Annotated in this window: 17 protein-coding genes; 11 read left to right on the top strand and 6 right to left on the bottom strand. The window is 68.1% G+C overall.

Annotated features, from left to right (window positions below; translation table 11 throughout):
- Positions 1–48: 48 nt before the first annotated feature.
- The gene (locus NGJ44_RS03375) at positions 49–1,038 is read right to left on the bottom strand and encodes a Bug family tripartite tricarboxylate transporter substrate binding protein (protein WP_251863118.1); all 990 of its coding nucleotides are present in this window, start codon (positions 1,036–1,038) and stop codon (positions 49–51) included.
- A gap of 212 nt (positions 1,039–1,250) precedes the next feature.
- On the opposite strand from NGJ44_RS03375, the gene gcvA reads away from it, so the two are divergent.
- The 3 genes from gcvA to NGJ44_RS03360 all read left to right on the top strand — a co-directional run bounded on the left by gcvA (position 1,251) and on the right by NGJ44_RS03360 (position 4,191).
- Positions 1,251–2,186 (top strand): transcriptional regulator GcvA, encoded by a 936-nt coding sequence (gene gcvA, locus NGJ44_RS03370; protein WP_053244785.1) that lies wholly within the window; start codon positions 1,251–1,253, stop codon positions 2,184–2,186.
- Between the two features lie 8 nt (positions 2,187–2,194).
- Positions 2,195–3,313, top strand: coding sequence for a tRNA 2-thiouridine(34) synthase MnmA (mnmA, locus tag NGJ44_RS03365; protein WP_053246129.1), 1,119 nt, complete (start codon positions 2,195–2,197; stop codon positions 3,311–3,313).
- A 68-nt stretch (positions 3,314–3,381) separates the two neighbouring features.
- Positions 3,382–4,191: a sulfite exporter TauE/SafE family protein gene (locus tag NGJ44_RS03360; protein ID WP_502802103.1), complete on the top strand. Its 810-nt coding sequence runs from the start codon at positions 3,382–3,384 to the stop codon at positions 4,189–4,191.
- Positions 4,192–4,269: 78 nt separating this feature from the next.
- On the opposite strand, the gene NGJ44_RS03355 is transcribed toward NGJ44_RS03360, so the two are convergent.
- Positions 4,270–4,881 (bottom strand): glutathione S-transferase, encoded by a 612-nt coding sequence (locus NGJ44_RS03355; protein ID WP_053246131.1) that lies wholly within the window; start codon positions 4,879–4,881, stop codon positions 4,270–4,272.
- A gap of 175 nt (positions 4,882–5,056) precedes the next feature.
- Between NGJ44_RS03355 and purB the strand changes: the two genes are divergently transcribed.
- Positions 5,057–6,433 (top strand): adenylosuccinate lyase, encoded by a 1,377-nt coding sequence (gene purB, locus NGJ44_RS03350; RefSeq protein WP_053246132.1) that lies wholly within the window; start codon positions 5,057–5,059, stop codon positions 6,431–6,433.
- Positions 6,434–6,508: 75 nt separating this feature from the next.
- The gene (locus NGJ44_RS03345) at positions 6,509–6,967 is read left to right on the top strand and encodes a c-type cytochrome (RefSeq protein ID WP_053246133.1); all 459 of its coding nucleotides are present in this window, start codon (positions 6,509–6,511) and stop codon (positions 6,965–6,967) included.
- 98 nt (positions 6,968–7,065) lie between these two features.
- On the opposite strand, the gene NGJ44_RS03340 is transcribed toward NGJ44_RS03345, so the two are convergent.
- The 3 genes from NGJ44_RS03340 to NGJ44_RS03330 form a co-directional block, all read right to left on the bottom strand.
- Positions 7,066–7,758: a cytochrome b/b6 domain-containing protein gene (locus tag NGJ44_RS03340; RefSeq protein ID WP_053246134.1), complete on the bottom strand. Its 693-nt coding sequence runs from the start codon at positions 7,756–7,758 to the stop codon at positions 7,066–7,068.
- Between the two features lie 106 nt (positions 7,759–7,864).
- Complete coding sequence (locus tag NGJ44_RS03335; protein ID WP_251863116.1) at positions 7,865–8,137, bottom strand: hypothetical protein; 273 nt, start codon at positions 8,135–8,137, stop codon at positions 7,865–7,867.
- Between the two features lie 648 nt (positions 8,138–8,785).
- The gene (locus NGJ44_RS03330; protein ID WP_251863115.1) at positions 8,786–9,139 is read right to left on the bottom strand and encodes a hypothetical protein; all 354 of its coding nucleotides are present in this window, start codon (positions 9,137–9,139) and stop codon (positions 8,786–8,788) included.
- Positions 9,140–9,265: 126 nt separating this feature from the next.
- On the opposite strand from NGJ44_RS03330, the gene NGJ44_RS03325 reads away from it, so the two are divergent.
- The 5 genes from NGJ44_RS03325 to NGJ44_RS03305 all read left to right on the top strand — a co-directional run bounded on the left by NGJ44_RS03325 (position 9,266) and on the right by NGJ44_RS03305 (position 13,855).
- Positions 9,266–9,757 carry a GNAT family N-acetyltransferase gene (locus NGJ44_RS03325; RefSeq protein WP_251863114.1) on the top strand — a complete coding sequence of 164 codons (492 nt, stop codon included), beginning with the start codon at positions 9,266–9,268 and terminating at the stop codon, positions 9,755–9,757.
- Positions 9,758–9,870: 113 nt separating this feature from the next.
- On the top strand, positions 9,871–10,575 hold the full coding sequence (locus NGJ44_RS03320) for a DUF3053 family protein (RefSeq protein WP_251863113.1): 705 nt from the start codon (positions 9,871–9,873) through the stop codon (positions 10,573–10,575).
- 58 nt (positions 10,576–10,633) lie between these two features.
- Positions 10,634–11,743 (top strand): AI-2E family transporter, encoded by a 1,110-nt coding sequence (locus NGJ44_RS03315; protein WP_251863112.1) that lies wholly within the window; start codon positions 10,634–10,636, stop codon positions 11,741–11,743.
- 98 nt (positions 11,744–11,841) lie between these two features.
- Positions 11,842–12,063 (top strand): hypothetical protein, encoded by a 222-nt coding sequence (locus NGJ44_RS03310; protein WP_251863111.1) that lies wholly within the window; start codon positions 11,842–11,844, stop codon positions 12,061–12,063.
- Positions 12,064–12,337: 274 nt separating this feature from the next.
- Positions 12,338–13,855, top strand: a complete 1,518-nt coding sequence (locus NGJ44_RS03305; protein WP_251863110.1) for a GGDEF domain-containing protein — start codon at positions 12,338–12,340, stop codon at positions 13,853–13,855.
- Between the two features lie 24 nt (positions 13,856–13,879).
- Here NGJ44_RS03305 and NGJ44_RS03300 read toward each other — a convergent pair whose 3' ends face one another.
- Positions 13,880–14,071, bottom strand: a complete 192-nt coding sequence (locus NGJ44_RS03300; protein ID WP_251863109.1) for a hypothetical protein — start codon at positions 14,069–14,071, stop codon at positions 13,880–13,882.
- 250 nt (positions 14,072–14,321) lie between these two features.
- Between NGJ44_RS03300 and NGJ44_RS03295 the strand changes: the two genes are divergently transcribed.
- On the top strand, positions 14,322–14,543 hold the full coding sequence (locus tag NGJ44_RS03295; RefSeq protein ID WP_251863108.1) for a hypothetical protein: 222 nt from the start codon (positions 14,322–14,324) through the stop codon (positions 14,541–14,543).
- Positions 14,544–14,615 lie beyond the last annotated feature (72 nt).

The following is a 14,615-nucleotide window of genomic DNA, read 5'->3' as shown; positions in this document are numbered from 1 at the left end:
GGCCCCGCAGGCACGCCGCCAGGGCGGCGCGGCGGGGCCTTGGACCGCTCAGTCGATCTTCACGTTGGCTTCTTTGGCCACGCGCTTGTTCTTGGCGATCTCGGCGTCGATCTGGGCCTTGAACTCGGCGGGGCTGTTGGCGGCCGGGGTCGCGCCCATGCCGGCCAGGCGGGACACCACGTCGGATTCGGCGCTGACCTTCTTCACGGCGGCGTTCAGCTTGTCCACCACGGGCTGGGGCAGCTTGGCCGGGCCGACCAGGCCGAACCACGAGGCGTCATTGACGGCGGGCAGGCCGGCTTCGGCGAAGGTGGGCACGTCGGGCAGGGCGGCGACGCGCTTGGGCGAGGCCACGGCCAGCGCGACCAGGCGGCCGGACTGCACGTGGGGCAGCGAGGAGGGCAGGTTGTCGTACATGACGTCGACCTGGCCGGCCAGGGCGTCGTTCAGCGCCGGGCCCACGCCGCGGTAGGGCACGTGCATGATGTTGGTGCCCGAGGCCATCTTGAAGAGCTCGCCCATCATGTGCGAAACCGAACCGTTGCCGGCCGACGCGTAGGTCAGCTTGCCGGGCTCGCTCTTGGCCAGCTTGACGAAGTCGGCCATGGTCTTGGCCGGAACTTTGGGGTTGACCGTCATGATGTTGGGCACGGCGGCCAGGTTCGAGATGGCGGTGAAGTCCTTCTCGGCGTCGAACGGCAGGTTCGGGTAGATGGCCGGGTTGATGCCGTGGGTGCTGACGGTGGCGATGCCCAGGGTGTAGCCGTCCGGGGCGCTGCTGGCCACGAACGCGCTGCCGATGGAGCCGCCGGCGCCGCCGCGGTTTTCCACCACCACGGTCTGGCCCAGCTCCTTGCCCAGCTTGTCGGCGAAGAGACGGCCGACGATGTCGGTCGTGCCGCCCGGCGGGAACGGGACGATCAGGCGGATCGGCTTGTTCGGGTAGGCGTCTTCGGCGTGGGCGATGCCGGAGGCGAAGGGAGCGGCGAGCGTCGCGGCGGCGACGCACAGGCCAAGGATTACATTACGGCGTTGCATGAATTCCCCTGTGAATTGGAAAGCGGATGCGCAAAGGCAGACGCACACCAGATGATTCTTTCTTGTGCACCGGGTTTGCGCAAACGAAAGTTTCTCCGTAAGCTATTACTTTTTTTCATGCCTGCGCCAGGAATGGAAGACGGTGAAGTTACATTTTTGTAACTTCATGCAATAAAAAAGCCTTTTCCGCGTTGCGGCATGCCCCTGCATCCATGCGGCGTTTCTGTCCCTCCCTCACCGATCTGCAGGCTTTCGAAGTGGCCGCGCGCCACAGCAGTTTTACCCGCGCCGCGCAGGAACTGTGCGTGACTCAAGGCGCGGTAAGCAAGCAGGTGAAACATCTCGAGGACTTCCTCGGGGTCGAACTATTCCTGCGCATCAGGCAAGGACTGGTGCTGACGGAGGCCGGCCGCAGCTATCTGGCCAAGATTCAGGCCGGCCTGGGCCAGATCGAGGCGGCCACGGTGGAGCTTATCGCGCACCAGGGGCGCGGCGGCACCCTGCATCTCACCTGTATGCCCACCTTCGGCGCGCGCTGGCTCATCCCGCGCCTGACGGCCTTCATGCGGCTGCGGCCCGACATCCACGTCGAATTCCTGCCGCACCGGCAGGGGTACGACTTCTCCACCCCCGAACTGGACGCGGCGGTGCGCTTCGGCGAGGGCATCTGGCCAGGCAGCGGCGCGGATTACATCGTGGGCCGGGAGATTCTTCCTGTTTGCAGTCCCAAGCTCATCCCGGGCGGCTGTACGTCCGCCGAGGCGCTGCTGGCCTATCCGCTGCTGCATCACACCTCCGCGCTCGAGGGCTGGCGCGACTGGTTCGAGCAGGCCGGCTGCGACACGCGCCGCAGCCTGGAAGGCGCGCGCTTCGACCAATACGCGCTGCTCTCGCAGGCCGCGGCCGCCGGTTTCGGAGTGGCGCTGATTCCGCGCTGCCTGATCGAGGACGAACTGCGCGACGGCAAGCTGGCCGTGGCGATCCAGCTCCCGATCCGCGCCCGCATGGGGTACTACCTCTGCTACCCGGAGCAAAAGGCCAACCTGCCCACCCTGCAGGCGTTCCGCTCCTGGCTCATGGAAGTCTCGCGCGCCGCCGAGCCGCAGCCCGCCCCGGACGAGGAAGCCCTGCAACACGCCCTAAAATAGCGCTCACCATGAATCACACATCCAGCAAGAAGGGCCGCGTCGTCGTGGGCATGTCCGGCGGCGTCGATTCTTCGGTCACCGCCTGGCTGCTCAAACAGCAGGGCTACGAGGTCGTCGGCCTCTTCATGAAGAACTGGGAAGACGACGACGATTCCGAATACTGCTCCACGCGCCAGGACCTGCTCGACGCGGCCAGCGTGGCCGACCGCATCGGCGTGGAGTTCGAGTTCGTCAACTTCGCCGCCGAATACAAGGACCGCGTGTTCGCGGAGTTCCTGCGCGAGTATTCGGCCGGCCGCACGCCCAACCCCGACGTGTTGTGCAACGCCGAGATCAAGTTCAAGGCGTTTCTGGACCACGCCATGGCGCTGGGCGCCGAGCGCATCGCCACGGGGCACTACGCCCGCGTGCGGGAAGTGCCGGCCGAGGGCGGCGGCTCGGAATTCCAGTTGCTCAAGGCGCTGGACGGCTCCAAGGACCAGAGCTATTTCCTGCACCGGCTGAATCAGGCGCAGCTGTCGCGCACGCTGTTTCCGCTGGGCGAGATCCACAAGACCGAGGTGCGCCGCATCGCGCACGAGATCGGCCTGCACAACGCCGCCAAGAAAGACTCCACCGGCATCTGCTTCATCGGCGAGCGCCCTTTCCGGGAGTTCCTCAACCGCTACCTGCCCACCGAGCCGGGGCCCATCCTCACGCCGGAAGGCCAGCAGGTGGGGCGCCATGAGGGTCTGTCCTTCTACACCCTGGGGCAGCGCAAGGGGCTGGGCGTGGGCGGCGTGAAGGGCCGCCAGCGCGAAGACGGCACGGCCGAGGCCTGGTACGTGGCGCGCAAGGACTTGCAGCGCAACGTGCTGTACGTGGTGCAGGGGCACGACCATCCCTGGCTGCTGTCGGGCAGCCTACGCGCGCAGGACGCGAGCTGGGTGGCGGGCCGTCCCCCCGCCGAGGGCGCCTACGGCGCCAAGACGCGCTACCGGCAGGCCGATGCCGCCTGCCGGCTGCAGGATGCCGGCGCGCAGGGTTTCACGCTGGCCTTCGACCAGCCGCAATGGGCGGTCACGCCGGGGCAATCCGCCGTGCTGTACGACGGCGACGTCTGCCTGGGCGGCGGCATCATCGCGTGACGCCGGTCGCCGCGCGCGGCCGCATTCATGATTTCACATCGACGAGGAGAGGGGACTTGGACATCACCATGGTGTTGTGCCTGCTGGCGCTGGGGGCGGTAGTGGGTTTCGCGGCCGGGCTGCTCGGTATCGGGGGCGGCATGTTGCTGGTGCCGTTCCTGACCATGCTTTTCACGTGGCAGGGCATGCCGTCCGATCTGGTTGTGCACGCAGCCATCGCCACGTCCATGACGTCCATCCTCTTTACCTCGATTTCCAGCGTCCGGGCGCACCATCAGCGCGGCACCATACGCTGGGGCATCGTGGCGGCCATGGCGCCGGGCATCATCGTCGGCGGCCTGCTGTCGGGCGGCGCGGTGTTTGCCGCGCTCAACACGCTCTGGCTGTCGCTGTTCTTCGCGCTCTTCGTCGGTTATTCGGGCTGGAACATGCTGCGCAACAAGAAGCCCAAGCCCAGCCGCCAGATGCCGGGAGTGGTGGGCACCTCGGCGGCGGGCGCCGGCATCGGCTTCTTGTCGGGGCTGGTGGGCGCCGGCGGCGGCTTCCTGTCCGTGCCCTTCATGGTCTGGTGCAACGTGGCCCTGCACAATGCCGTGTCCACCTCCGCCGCCCTGGGTTTTCCCATCGCGCTGGCCAACAGCGTGGGGTATGTGGTGTCCGGCCTGTCCGAAGGCGCGTCGCAGCCCGGCATGATCGGGTTCATTTACTGGCCGGCGCTGGTGGCGCTGGTATGCACCAGCGTGCTGACCGCGCCGCTGGGCGCGCGCATGGCGCACCGCCTGCCGGTGGCCACGCTCAAGCGGGTCTTCGCCTGCCTGCTGTTCGCGCTGGCGGCCTACATGCTGGTCAAGGCCTGGCAGACCTACGCGGCGGGCTGAGCCCCGCCGGCGCGAACGAAAACGCCGCCTGGAGGCGGCGTTTTCGCTGGGGCGCGAGGCGCGGGGAGCGCGCGTCCCTCAGGCCGTCCGGGGCACGGTGTCGATGAACGACTGGCGCTGCGAAAGCTTTTCGAACAGGCGGGTGAGGTTCTCGTGGCGGGAGCGCCAGCCGAGATCGGCGAAGCGCAGGTCGAGGTAGCCCAGGGCGCAGCCCACGGCGATATCGGCCAGGCTGTAGTTGATGCCCATGCAGTAGGCGTTTTCGCCCAGGCTCTTGTTCATGGCGTCGAGGCTGGCGTGGATCTTGCCGTACTGGCGGGCGATCCATTCGGGGCTGCGCTGCGACTCGGGACGCTGGTTTTCCTTGACGACCGTGACACAGGCGTCCAGCACGCCGTCGGCGATGGCCTCCCAGCACTTCACGGCCGCGCGGTCGCGGCCGGGCTGCGGAATGAGGCGGGCAACCGGGGACAGGGTGTCGAGATACTCGACGATGACGCGCGAATCGAACAGGGCTCCGCCGTCTTCCATGACCAGGCACGGCACCTTGCCCAGCGGGTTGTACGTTTGGATCTGCGTGTCGGCGGACCAGACGTTTTCGAGTTCGAGCCGGTAGTCCAGCTTTTTCTCGGCCATGACGATACGCACTTTGCGCACGTAAGGACTGGTAAGCGAGCCGATCAGTTTCATGGAGTCACAAGCGGAGTCGGAAAGCGGCCGAAGTATAGCAGGCTGCATGGCGGCCCCGCCGTCGCAAGCCTGCGGTTTAGCCAGTTTGCCACAATGTGGGGCCCCCCCGGATGATAAAATCGTCGGGTTTTCCCCGTCCGACGGCCTTTTCCCTCCAGACCCCCCTTCCAGACCCATGCAGATCGCCAACCAGCTCAGCCAACTCAACGCTCTTTCGCCACTGGATGGCCGCTACGCTTCCCGCGGCGACGCGCTGCGCGGCCTGCTGTCGGAGGCGGGCTTCATGGCGCACCGCGTCGAGGTCGAGGTGGCCTGGCTCATCGCGCTTTCCGACGCCGGCCTGCCCGAGCTGCCGCCCTTCACGGCGGCCGCCCGCAAGCACCTGCTCTCGCTGGTCCAGCATTTCTCCGAGGCCGACGCGGCCCGCATCAAGGAAATCGAGCGCGTCACGAACCACGACGTGAAAGCCGTGGAATACTGGCTCAAGGAAAAAGTGGCCGACGACGCCGAACTGGCCCGCGCCGCCGAGTTCATCCATTTCGCCTGCACCTCCGAAGACATCAACAATACCTCGCACGCGCTCATGCTGACGCGCGCGCGCGACCGGGTGCTGGTGCCGCGCCTGCGCGAAATCGCCGCCAAGCTCACCGAAATGGCCGCGGCGCATGCCGACCAGCCCATGCTGTCGCGCACCCACGGCCAGCCGGCCAGCCCCACCACCCTGGGCAAGGAGTTCGCCAACGTGGCCGCGCGCCTGGATCGCGCCATCGCGGCCGTGGCGGCCGTCGAGCCGCTGGCCAAGCTCAACGGCGCCACCGGCAACTACAACGCCCATCTCTCGGCCTATCCCGAAATCGACTGGCCCGCTTTCAGCCAGCGCGTGCTGGCCGGCCTGGGCCTGACGCAGAACCGCCACACCATCCAGATCGAGCCGCATGACTGGATGTCCGCGCTGTTCGACGCGGTGGCGCGCGCCAACATCATCATCCTGGACCTGGATCGCGATATCTGGGGCTACGTCTCGCTGGGCTACTTTAAGCAACGGCTCAAGGAAGGCGAGGTGGGCTCCTCCACCATGCCGCACAAGGTCAACCCCATCGACTTCGAAAACTCCGAAGGCAACCTGGGCCTGGCCAACGCGGTGCTGCGCCACCTGTCCGACAAGCTGCCGATCTCGCGCTGGCAGCGCGACCTCACCGATTCCACCGTGCTGCGCAACTTGGGCGTCGGCCTGGGCTATTGCCTCGTGGCCTGGGATGCGTGCCTGCGCGGCCTGGGCAAGCTGGAAGTCAATGCCGCGGCCATCGACGCCGACATCGACGCGTGCTGGGAAGTGCTGGCCGAGCCGGTGCAGACGGTCATGCGCCGCTATGGCCTGCCGCAGCCCTACGAGCAGCTCAAGGCGCTGACGCGCGGCAAGGGCATCACCGAAGAAGCCCTGCGCGAATTCATCGAAGGGCTGGAGCTGCCCGAAGAGCCCAAGGCGCGCCTGCTGGCCATGACGCCGCGTTCCTACATCGGCCTGGCCGCCGAGCTGGCGCGCGCGCTGTAATTTCCGCGCCGCGCTGCGGGGCGCGGCGTTTCCTCGCTCAGGGGCGCACGCCCTAGTCACACACGGGAGGTTTTCATGAAGAAGTTGTCCACGTTCGCGGCGCTTGCCTGTATGACCTTCGGGCCGCTGCTGGCGCAGCCGGCGGCCGCCCAGTTCGCCAAGCCCGAGGACGCCGTCAAGTACCGCGAGGCCGCGCTGACGCTCATGGCATCGCATTTCGGGCGCATGCAGCCGGTGGTCAAGGGCCAGGCGCCCTACGATGCCGCGCAGATCAAGGCGAACGTGGCGGTGCTGAAGACCCTGTCGACGCTGCCCTGGGCGGCCTTCGGCCCCGGCACCGAGGGCGGCGAGGCTCGCCCCGAGGTCTGGAGCGACGCCGAGGGCTTCAAGCAGAAGCAGCAGGCGTTCCATGACAACATGGCCAAGCTGTCGGCCGCCGCCGACGCCGGCGATCTCGGCAAGCTGCGCGCCGCGTTCGGCGACGTGGGAGCAAGCTGCAAGTCCTGCCACGACTCCTATCGCAAGAAGAAATAAGCCCGCCGGGCAAGCGAAAAGGAAAAGCCCTGGGCGGCGAACCGGCCCAGGGCTTTCTTTTGTGTGTCGATGGTCGCCGCGGCTTGCGGGAACGCTGCTTACGAGAACGACATGCCGGCCACGACTTCCAGCGAGCGTATCCACGCCACCAGCGCCCAGACACAGGCGCCGAGCAGCAGCGCGCGCAGCCACACCGCGGGCCCGTCGTCGGCGGGCGGGGTGCCGGCGGGCAGGTCGCGCGGATCGGCGTTGCCGGTGATCATGGGGCCCACGATGCGCTTGCGGCGCACCAGGGCATACCACGCGATAGCCAGCAGGTGCAGGGCGACCAGGGCGATGATGATCCACTCGTTGAGCTTGTGCCAGGAGGTGAGGGCGCCCGCCACGGATTCGCTCACGTATCCATACAGCGGCCCCTGCGTCATGATGTCGTCGGTGGCGAACAGGCCGCTGGCCGCCTGCAGGCCGACGACCAGCAGCAGCGCCAGGACGGACAGCGCGCCCAGCGGATTGTGGCCGGCGGGCGCGGCGGCGCCCCTGAGGTAGGCGGCCACGGCCGAGGGCCCGCGCACGAATTGCGAGAAACGGGCATAGCGCGGCCCGATGAAGCCCCAGGCCAGCCGGAAGATCACCAGGCCCAGCGCCGCGCAGCCGAAGCGCACGTGCCAGTCCATATAGAGCCCGCCCAGCTTGACGCTGACGAAGGCGCCGATCACGCAGAAGGCGAACGTCCAGTGGAAAAGGCGGGTCGGGAGGTCCCAGATGCGGATTGCGAGCCTGTTGTTTTGCATGCGGATTCCGTTGCGAGCCAGATTGCCGCCGATGAATTTAGCACGGGCCACGCGCGGCCCGGCCTGGCGCGGCGCGGCCCGGCCTGACGCGGCGCGGCCCGGCGCCTCAGCGGCGCGTCTGCGGGCGCAGGGGTTCGATGCGGTGCACGTGCTCGTGGCGGAACCGGAAGCGCCGGACCGTGGACGCGCCGCAAGGCACGAGTTCGGTCGTGTAGGTCGTGGTGCCGTCGATCGGCGCGTTGTAGATGACCTTGGCCCGTACGGCCGGGCCATGCGCCGGCTGCAGGTGCACCACGTCGCCCACGTGGATGGGCGTGTTGTCCAGCGCCATGTGGGCGGGACGGCGGATCAGTTCGGTCTTGGTGAAAAGGGTGTTCATGTTTGTCCTCTTTCAAGTTCTAGTTATGGAAAGCCGCAGCCGGCCGTGGCGCGGTTGCGGTTTGGTGGCGGACCAGGCAAGGTTGGAGCCGTGGCGGGCCGGAAGGTTCCGGAAAAAACTGCCCCGGAAGGCGGGATCGGCGCGCGAACCGGGAAATGGCGCGGCCGGCGTGTCGCGGATCGCCACGCGCCTTTACTGCGGCGGATGGCCTGCGCGGCATTTCTCGCGCAGCGATCGTTGTGGGGATCCCGCCGGGCCGGCTTCCGCGATTCGACTTCCGCGAACCTTCGAAGCGCCTCGCGAAACCCGCCGCGCCCAGGGAGCGAGCGCCCTGGCGCACGTCCGGGACGCTTGTTCCGCGGCTGGCGGAGGGCCTTGCCGGGATACTTGCTTTACGCGCCCGTCGGGTTGCGCGCCTGGCGCCTTGTTTGGCGTTTACCTTTCGGCGGTTACCTTTCGGCGTTTAATTCTGGCGGTTGCCTTGATGCCGCTTCTTGATGCGGCTTGATGCCGCGCTTGTCTTGCGGCCGCGCTCGCCTGGAGTCGTCGTGCCTATGTGTGTGCCTATCGTTTTAGGTGTCGTTGGGCACAACTTTTCAAGTATATGCACTAACTTGCTGTTTTGTCAAGAACTTTCGGCCGGCGGGCTCAATGCCGCCGGGCGGCGGCCTGGCGCTGCGCTTCGATGATCAGGTTTTCGAGCCGGGCGGACATGCGCAGCGCCACCTGCGCAGCCGTGCTGCCGTCGGGACGCCGTTCGGTTTCCAGGGCGAGTCCGACGCGTTCGCCGTCGAACGCCTCCGGCGCGGCCTGGATCTCGACATAGCGCGCAAGCAGCGCGTCCACCGCCTTTTGCGCGTCGGCCAGCGCCTCGTCCGACAGCCTGTCCGCGCCGAGATACTGGTTCACCACGCGCGCCAGGTCGTTCATGAAGAACAGCAGGGCGGCGGCGCCCTTGCAGTCGGGCTGGGCAAAGCCCCAGGGGGAAGCGTCTTGCGTCATGGCTCGAAGTGAAATGCGAAGCGCGGGTTGTGCGGGACCGCCATTGTAGGCCAGGCTCGGACGCGCTCCGGGGCGCGCCTGATGCATACTTCGGTCCTCATGATAAGACTTGCGCAAACTTCCGATATGAGCGGCCTGGCCGGCATCGAACGCTCGGCCGCCGCCCGTTTCCTGGGCACCCCCATGGCCTGGCTCGTCCAGGGGCCGACCCTGCCTGCGGGCGTCCTGGAGTCGGCGCGCCGCGACGGCCTGCTTTGGGTGGCCGAGACGCCCGGCGGCCTGGCGGGGTTCGCGGCCGCGCAGGCGGCGCCGGGCGCGCCGGGCGATCTGTTCGTGCTGGAAATGTCGGTGGCTTTGCCCTGCCAGGGGCGCGGCCTGGGCCGCGCGCTGCTGGCCGCCGTGATCGCCCATGCGCGCGGCCCCGGCGGCTTTCGCCGCGTCACACTCACGACGGACCGCGAACTGCCCTGGAATGGCCCGTTCTATCGTCGGCAGGGGTTCGAGGAAATCCAGGGCCCGGACATGCCCGCCTACCTCGAGGCCCGCCTGCGCGAAGAGGCGGCGGGCGGCCTGGACGCGGCGCGCCGCTGCGCCATGGCGCACCCGCTTTCGCCCTGAGCGCCGGCGCCGTGTCACATATCGCTTCGATAGCAACAAAATCCGGTTTGGCCGGGCGCCGGGGAGGCTTCGGGGTAAGCTGCCGCCAGTCCGGGTTGGCAAGGAGAAACCATATGCGATTGCTGCGTGCCTGCGCGGCGGCCCTGGTGCTGGGGCCGGTCCTGATGCTGGGCGCCTGCGTCAACAAGGAGCCCCAGGAGCGGGCCGCGTTCATCCAGCTGCTGCAGACGCGGGCGGCGCAGGGCGTCTTTCTGCCCTTGCCGCCGCTGGGCGGGCCCGACAAGGATGCGTTGGGCGATTACGCCGATACCTACGGCATTCTCACCCGCTTTCAATCGGATATGGCCGCGGCGGCGCAGCCGCTGCGCGAGGTGCTGCAACTGGAGGCGCTGCAGAGCGTGGAGCAGATCGCGCAGCGCGCCGGCGACCTGCGCGCCGCGCGCGAGACGCTGGCCGCCAGCGAGCGCGCCGTGCGCGAAGCGCGCGAGCGGGCCGACAAGGCGCGGTCGGAACTGGAGCTGCCGCCCGATCTCGCGCCGGTCTTCGACGGCGTGTACGACGAGGCGGTGAGCGCCCCGGCGGCGGATTTCACGCAGGCGGCGGGGCGGCTGGACGCGGTGGCGCGCCATGCGCTGGACATCGCCGACTTCGTCGCGGCGCACCCGGCCGAGGTCACGCTGCGCGACGGACAGGCCCAGGTGGACAAGCCTTCGCTGCAGCGCGAACTGAACCAGCGCCTGGAGGCGCTCAACGCCATGGCCGCCGACCTGGAAAGCGCACGCGGATTTCTCGCGGCGGCCGCGGGGCCGTCGTCCTGAAACCGCCGGCATTTGTACAATGCGGGTCTCGCGGCTCAGGCCGGACCTGGGATGAATCATGAGCCAATCTTCCAGCTTGCACTACCGGACATTCCTGTTCCTGCTGATAGCCGTTACCGTGGCGTTCGGCTGGCTGCTCTGGCCGTTCTATGGCGCCGTTTTCTGGGGCGCGATTCTCGCGATCATCTTCGCGCCGCTGCAGCGCCGGCTGGTGACGCGCCTGGGTGGGCGGCGCAACCTGGCCTCGCTGATCACGCTGCTGCTCGTGCTGCTGCTGGTCATCCTGCCGCTCATCGCCATCAGCGGCTCGCTGGTCCGCGAAGGCGCCGGGCTTTACCAGAACATCAAGTCCGGCCGGATCAATTTCGGCGAGTATTTCCAGCAGGTCATGGCGGCCCTGCCGCCTTCGGTGCACGACATGCTGTCCCGCTTCGACCTGGCCGACATCCCCAGCCTGCAGGAGAAACTGAGCGCGGCCGCCATGCAGGCCAGCCAGTTCCTGGCCACGCAGGCGCTCAGCATCGGGCAGGACACGTTCCAGTTCGTGGTGAGCTTCGGCATCATGCTCTACCTGCTGTTCTTCCTGTTGCGCGACGGCCCGCAGCTGTCGGCGCGGCTGCGCCGCGCGGTGCCGCTGAGCGAGGAGCACAAGCGGCATCTGTTCCGCAAGTTCACCACGGTGGTGCGCGCCACGGTGAAGGGCAACATCGCCGTGGCGGCGTCCCAGGGCGCGCTGGGCGGCATCATCTTCTCCGTGCTGGGCATCCAGGGGGCGCTGCTCTGGGGCGTCATCATGGGCTTTCTGTCGCTGCTGCCCGCCGTCGGCGCGGGGCTGATCTGGGCGCCTGTGGCCGTGTACTTCCTGCTGACCGGCGACATGGTCAAGGGCATCGTGCTTATCGGCTTCGGCGTGCTGGTCATCGGCATGGTGGACAACGTGCTGCGTCCCATCCTGGTGGGCAAGGACACGAAAATGCCCGACTACGTGGTGCTGATTTCCACGCTGGGCGGCATGGCGCTCTTCGGCCTGAACGGTTTCGTCATCGGCCCGCTCGTGGCGGCGCTTTTCATGGCGAGCTGGGATCTGTTCGCCCCGGCGACGCCCGCCGATGCCGACGCGGCGCCGGCGGCGGACAGGGCCGCGCAGCGGCCGTCCGCGCGCGACTAGGACGAGCCTGCGGGCCCTTGCGCCGGCGCCGCCGATCCCGGTGTATGGTTGAGCAAGGGCCGGCGGCCGCCGGCCTGTCTGCAAGGAGCATGCCGAGCATGGAATGGAAACTGTACAAATCCGGCTGGATCGAAGAGCGCAATTTCGATATCGAATTCGCCGAGGAAGCCGAAGGCATACACGTGCGGGTGCTGGTTTTCGGGTTTCCGTCCCTGGAGGACACCCGGAACGTCTTTCCCAACATCCGGATGGCCGAAAAGGGCGCCTTGACGCTGCTTGAAAGCCAGTTTCCCGGCACGCCCGATTTCGATCCGCGATAGTCCGCGCGGCGGCGCGCGATGCGTCGCGGCACGACAGGTTTTGGGATAAATTGGGGACGCGGAATACCGGCGCTGCAGGCCGGTGCACGCGGCGCGCGCCGCTGACGATCCGCGATCATTTCGGCGTGGGCTCCGGCGCGGCGGCCGGACGGTCCTCTGGAGGAGAGATGGCGGGGCGAGGGCATAGCGGGCGGTGCGTTTTCCTGGGCATGCCATAGGCATGGGCGAACTCTCCAGGCGGGGTTCCGCGCGCCGCCGTTCCCGCAGGTATTCCATGAAGACGGGCCTGCTCGTGCTGGTGGCGGCCTGCATCGTGCCCGCGCTCGTCGTGGCCCTGGTTGCGGTGTACCAGAGCTACGCCACGCAGCGCGACCGCATTTTCCGCGACGCGATTTTCGTCACCCGCAATCTGGTCGCCATCCTGGACCGCGAACTCGCGGGCGTCGAAGCCGGGCTGCAGATGCTGGCCAGCTCGCCCGACCTGGTGGCCGGGGATTTCGCCTCGTTCCACCGCCGCGCGCAGGGTTCGGTGCGCTTCCAGATCGCCGAGAACTATGCCCTTATCGACAGCGACGGCCGTACCTTGCTGGACACCGCGCGGCCCTTTGGCTCGCCCTTGCCCGCCAGCCCGGCGACCGTCCAGCTCCTGGACGTGTTCAAGACCGGACAGCCCGTGCTGACTTCGCTGTTTCGCAACGCGGCCGACGGCAAGCTCGCGGTCGCGCTGGGCGTGCCGGTCATGCGCGACGACAAGGTGATCTACTGCCTTAGTGTGCGGCTGGCGCCGGAGCGCATCGGCAATGTGCTGGCGCGCCGGGCGCTGCCCGACGGCTGGGTGGCGTTCGTGCTCGACGATACGGGCGCCATTCTGGCCCGCACCCGCGACACGGCGCGCTTCGTGGGCGAGAAGCCCCTGCCCGCGCTGGCCGGCGCGATCCAGCGCGAAGCCGAAGGGGCGCTCGAAACCACGGCCCGAAACGGAACCCGCGTGTATACGGCGTTCAGCCGGTCGGCGCTGTCCGGATGGACCGTGGCCGGCGGGGCGCCCATGGACCTGCTGGTTTCCGAACTGTACCGCTCGATTGCCTGGGTGGCGGGCGGCACGCTGCTGGTATTCGGCCTGGGGCTCTGGCTGGCCTCGAGACTGGCCAAGCGCCTGACCTCGGCCGTGCAGGGCCTGGTGGCGCCCGCCCTGGCCCTGGGCGAGGGGCGGGCGGTGGCGGTGCCGGACACGCCGGTGCGCGAGGCGGCGGAAGTGGGAGCGGCCATGCTGCAGGCCTCGCGCATGCTGGCGCACGCGCAGCACATGGCGCATTACGATCCGCTCACGGGGCTGTGCAACCGCGTCCTGTTCGGCGAGCTCGTGCTGCGGGAACTGGCCGTGGCGCAGCGTTCGAACGACACCTTCGCCGTGCTTGCCATCGACCTGGATGGGTTCAAGGCCGTGAACGACCGGCATGGGCACGCCGCGGGCGACATGGTGCTCAAAGAGGCCGCCACGCGCATGGCGCGCGCCGTGCGCGTGTCCGACGTCGCGGCGCGCCTGGGAGGCGACGAGTTCGCCGTGCTGCTGCTGGGTGCCAGCGCGGAAAACGCCCGTCCCGTGGCCGAGGCGCTGGTGGAAAGCCTCTCCATGCCCTATCCCGACGTGGACGTCGCCGTGTCGGCCAGCGTGGGCATCGCGGTCTACCCGTACTCGGGCATGACGCTCAGGCAGTTGCTGGACCGCGCGGACGCGGCGCTGTACAAGGCCAAGGGCGACGGCAAGCGCCGCGTGGCGTCGGATCTCTAGCCTGGCGGCCGGGCCGCCGCCGCATTACTCCGCAAGCAGCGACTGCACCACGGCGAAGCCGATGGGAATGACGAGAAGCGAGGCGAACGTGGAACTGACGATGGCTGCCGATATCCTGAGCCAGAGTTCGGTGCCGGCGCTGCGGACCGTCTGGACTACCAGCGCGGCGATGCCCGCGATCATCAAACAGCTCATGAAAACAGCTACGTAAGTCATGTCGCCTCCGTCCTCGCTTTGCATTTAAGGGGATACGGCGCCGCTTAGCGGTCTGCTTGTTTGATCTGATTTTGCGCCGGTATGCGGGGAATGCATCCTAGGGTTTTCCGCAGCGGGCGCGCGGAGTGTGGCGTGTTTGCCGCGCACCCTGCAGCATGAATCCATGTGCGGTCGCAGCATCGCCGCCGTGCCGCCCGCAACGCGCTGCGCTACGATTCCGGTATCCATCGGGTGTTCAACAGAGGCCTTCATGCCGCACAGACTGCGTCCGGGCACGCGCGCCACCTTGCAGGTCCGTCAGCTGCTGCCGGGCGAATTCGCCTGGATCATCACCTTGCTCGACCCCGGAACCGGCAATGTGCGCAGCACAAATTACTCTCCGCGCCGCTACGCCAGCCAGGACGAAGCCTCCGCCGCCGGCAAGGCGGCCGTGCTGGAAATCCTGGGCGCGGACACGCCGCCTGCGCCCTGATCGCGCGGGCGCCGCCCCAGGCGCGCGCCGGGCGTCCGGATCACCCGGGGCCAGCGCGCCCTTCCTCCACGG

It is taken from the genome of Achromobacter sp. Marseille-Q4962, from assembly GCF_943737005.1.
GTDB lineage: Bacteria > Pseudomonadota > Gammaproteobacteria > Burkholderiales > Burkholderiaceae_B > Achromobacter.
The sequence above is the reverse complement of the archived record's forward strand: the minus strand, read 5'-3'. Positions and strand labels throughout refer to the sequence as shown.